3 protein-coding genes are annotated in these 3,343 nt (G+C 41.7%); 1 reads left to right on the forward strand and 2 read right to left on the reverse strand.

Annotation, left to right across the window (positions count from 1 at the left end; all coding sequences use genetic code 11):
* Window positions 1-56 precede the first annotated feature (56 nt).
* Complete coding sequence (uilS, locus tag L4D09_RS28615; RefSeq protein ID WP_428460926.1) at window positions 57-926, forward strand: UilS family quorum-quenching N-acyl-homoserine lactonase; 870 nt, start codon at window positions 57-59, stop codon at window positions 924-926.
* Between the two features lie 19 nt (window positions 927-945).
* On the opposite strand, the gene lpxL (L4D09_RS28620) is transcribed toward uilS, so the two are convergent.
* Together lpxL (L4D09_RS28620) and lpxL (L4D09_RS28625) are read right to left on the reverse strand one after the other, a co-directional pair.
* Window positions 946-1,875: an LpxL/LpxP family Kdo(2)-lipid IV(A) lauroyl/palmitoleoyl acyltransferase gene (lpxL, locus tag L4D09_RS28620; RefSeq protein WP_428460927.1), complete on the reverse strand. Its 930-nt coding sequence runs from the start codon at window positions 1,873-1,875 to the stop codon at window positions 946-948.
* Between the two features lie 418 nt (window positions 1,876-2,293).
* Window positions 2,294-3,259 (reverse strand): LpxL/LpxP family Kdo(2)-lipid IV(A) lauroyl/palmitoleoyl acyltransferase, encoded by a 966-nt coding sequence (gene lpxL, locus L4D09_RS28625; protein ID WP_428460928.1) that lies wholly within the window; start codon window positions 3,257-3,259, stop codon window positions 2,294-2,296.
* Window positions 3,260-3,343 lie beyond the last annotated feature (84 nt).

A 3,343-nucleotide genomic window follows, 5' to 3' on the forward strand; every position in this document is an offset into this window, starting at 1 on the left:
GAATACATTCACCTGATATCCATATATTAAATATAAAAACCTAAAGAGATTTAATTATGCATACAAACGTTCACTTTAAATCTAAAGGATCGTCGATCGCAGCAAACCTTTATCTGCCGAAAGAAAAAACAAAAGAAAGCTACCCTCTTGTTATTTTATGCCACGGTTTTTGTGGCGTAAAAGAGTTGTTACTGCCAACCTTCGCCGAACGCTTTGCTGAACATGGCTACGCAGCCTTAACATTTGACTACCGTGGTTTTGGTGGCAGTGAAGGCGAACCTGGCCGACTCGTGCCTGAATTACAGATAGAAGATATCCATGCAGCAATAGAGTGGGCATCCAATAGCGGTCATATTGATATCGAGCGTATTGCCCTGTGGGGTACGTCTTTTGGTGGTGCGAATGCCATAATTGCAGCCAGTCAATCCCCTTTAATAAGGTGTGTTTCTGTCCAGCTGGCTTTCTCTGATGGCGAGTCTGTCATTACTCGTTCAATGAGTCAGGATGAAAGAGAGAAGTTTATCGATACACTGAGTCGCATGCGAGAGAAGAAAGAAAAGTCAGGCAAAGAAATGATGGTATCTATTTCGAAGGTGTTAAGCGATTCTCAATCGATTGCTTTTTTTAATCAGTACAAAGATGATTACCCTGCTTTAAATATCAAGATTCCATTTCTAACCATTTGGGAAACCATGAATCATAAGCCTCTCGATATTCTGGATAATTTAGATAAACCGCTACTCATCGTAGCGGCTAGTGAAGACGGCGTAAACCCAGTCAGTGAATCAGAGAAATTATTTAAACAGGCGAATGAACCCAAAAAATTGCATATTGAACAAAGCGCAAGCCACTATCAAATATATACAGGTGAACACTTCGAGTCCGTGGTGCGCCAGCAACTATCTTGGTTTAAAGAATATCTGTAAAAGTCAGTGATTCTTTCACTTAATCATACAGAGACTCTTCCCCTTCAGGCCGAGTTTTAAAGCGTCGGTGCAACCACATATATTGCTCAGGCGCTTCCATGATCGAGCATTCAATAGCTTTGTTAACATATGCAGCTGCCTTATCAGGGTCATTTTTAGGAAAAGCATCCAACGGGGGAAACACCTTCAGCGTATATTTACCAGAATCGGTATTTCGAACCATTGCAAACGGAACAAGCGCACAGTCTGATGCATCAGCTAATAAGCTGGTTCCTGTCGTTGTGCATGCTTTCTCCACCGCAAACAAAGGAGCAAAGGTTGAGCGACGACGACCATAGTCATGATCTGGTGCATACCAAACACGCTCACCCTTACGTAAAGCACGCAGCATGCCTTTCACGTCTTTACGATCAATCATGTATTTATTTGATCGTACACGTCCGTGAAATTGAAAATAATCAAAGCAGGGATTGTTATTGGGGCGATAAACACCGATACCGGGTGTTTTCAAGCCAAATGCACGCGCGCCAAGCTCTAGGTTCAAAGAATGAACGGCCACAAGAAGCACGCCTTTACCTTGTTTTTCTAGCTCTTGGATATGCTCAAAGCCTTCATATTGGACATGGCGTTCAACGCGAAGATCAGGCCAAAACCACGCCATACAGGTTTCAAATAATGCTAAGCCTGTATTATCAATGTTCTTTTTTAGAATACTATCGCGCTCTTCTTGCGACATACTCGGAAAACAAAGTTCTAGATTACGAGCAATGGTCTTCTTACGCTTTTTAACGATAAGCATCCCTAGTCGTCCAACGACCTGTCCTAATCTAAATTGGATAAAATAAGGCAACCAGCTCATTAAATACATTAGACCAATCATTACTAAGGTGATCCAATAGCGTGGATGCAATAATGATTTGGTAAAAACAGGCGCAGTAACGTGACTCATAATTGTTATCCCATTCTTTTTATCTTATTACACCGGTAGTTCAGCTTGCTAAAGCACAACCCAACATATGCTACTGAAACATACCAGTATTGAACGGCGTATTTTATTGCTTGATTATATTTGTTGCAAGAGGATGACAGGTAAAATACATACCACTACAGCTCGGGTTAAGCCATTGATGGGCTAACAAACAACCAGCCTAATAACTATACAACAGACTTAGCAATTCATCATTCTCAAACAATTTTTTGAGCTAATAAAAAGATAACCAAGAACTACGCTGAATAAGGCTGGTAATCATTAATGGGAAAAAGATGGTGTGATATAGATATGGTGGGATAGTAACCAATACAAACGCCCTTTCCTTGCTACCAAGATAACAAGCTAAGGGCGTTCTCGAGACAGACGGCTAATCAGCCTAAGCGATTTTCTCTTTAATCTTCGTTCTCAGTTCTTTGTCGTACAATGATGGCTCACCTTCAGGGCGAGTTTTGAAACGACGATGTAGCCACATATACTGCTCTGGAGCCTCGAGAATAGATTGCTCGACAACCTTGTTAACGAATGCTGCTGCTTTTTCAGGCTCATTACGAGGAAAGTCATGCAGTGGTGGTGAAATTTTTACCGTGTACTGACCTGAATTGCAGTCTCTTACGAAAGTAAATGCAAGCACCTCACATTTAGCGCTATCGACTATCAAACTAGTCCCCATCGTCGTACAGGCATTTTCAACTGCAAATAAAGGCGCAAATGTACTGCGGCGTAAACCGTAATCATGGTCTGGTGCATACCAAACACGTCCACCCGCTTTTAGGGATTTAAGCATGCCTTTAACATCTTTACGATCAATCAATGTTCGGTTTGAACGGCTGCGCCCTTTGCATTGGAAATAATTAAAACAAGGATTACTATTCGCACGCTGTACACCAATACCTGATTTCATCGTGCCAAAAGCACGAGCTCCAAGCTCAAGATTCATTGAATGCACGGCAATAAACACAGCCCCTTTTCCCTGTTTTTCTAATGCCTCAATATGCTCCATCCCTTCAAACTTAACATGTCGCTTTACCCTTGCATCAGACCAAAACCATGCCATACCCGTTTCAAGCAGAGCCAAACCTGAATTATCGATATTTTCCTTCACCATTTGTTTTCTAGCCGTTTCGCTCATTTCAGGGAAACAGAGCTCTAAATTACGTTCAATCGTAAAACGGCGCTTTTTCATAAAGCGAAGTAGAGTTCGTCCTAACCCCTGCCCTAAACGGCGTTGAAATGAGTATGGTAGTAGGCTTAACGAGAACATCACAGCGATGAGCAATAAAGTTGGCCAGTAACGTGGGGATAACAGCGTCCAAGAAAATGGAGGAGCGACAGATTTGCTCATGGTTTTATATTCACAATGCTAGACAATTATTTGTAATCACCTGAAATCGGTAATTACCCAATCAATACCAGCATAATATTACGT

It is taken from the genome of Photobacterium makurazakiensis, assembly GCF_050336715.1.
Lineage (GTDB): Bacteria > Pseudomonadota > Gammaproteobacteria > Enterobacterales > Vibrionaceae > Photobacterium > Photobacterium makurazakiensis.

Excerpts from the sequence above, each read along its gene's own strand:
- lpxL (WP_428460928.1), bottom strand. The coding sequence starts at position 3,259 with ATGAGCAAATCTGTCGCTCCTCCATTTTCTTGGACGCTGTTATCCCCA.
- lpxL (WP_428460927.1), bottom strand. The coding sequence starts at position 1,875 with ATGAGTCACGTTACTGCGCCTGTTTTTACCAAATCATTATTGCATCCA.
- uilS (WP_428460926.1), top strand. The coding sequence starts at position 57 with ATGCATACAAACGTTCACTTTAAATCTAAAGGATCGTCGATCGCAGCA.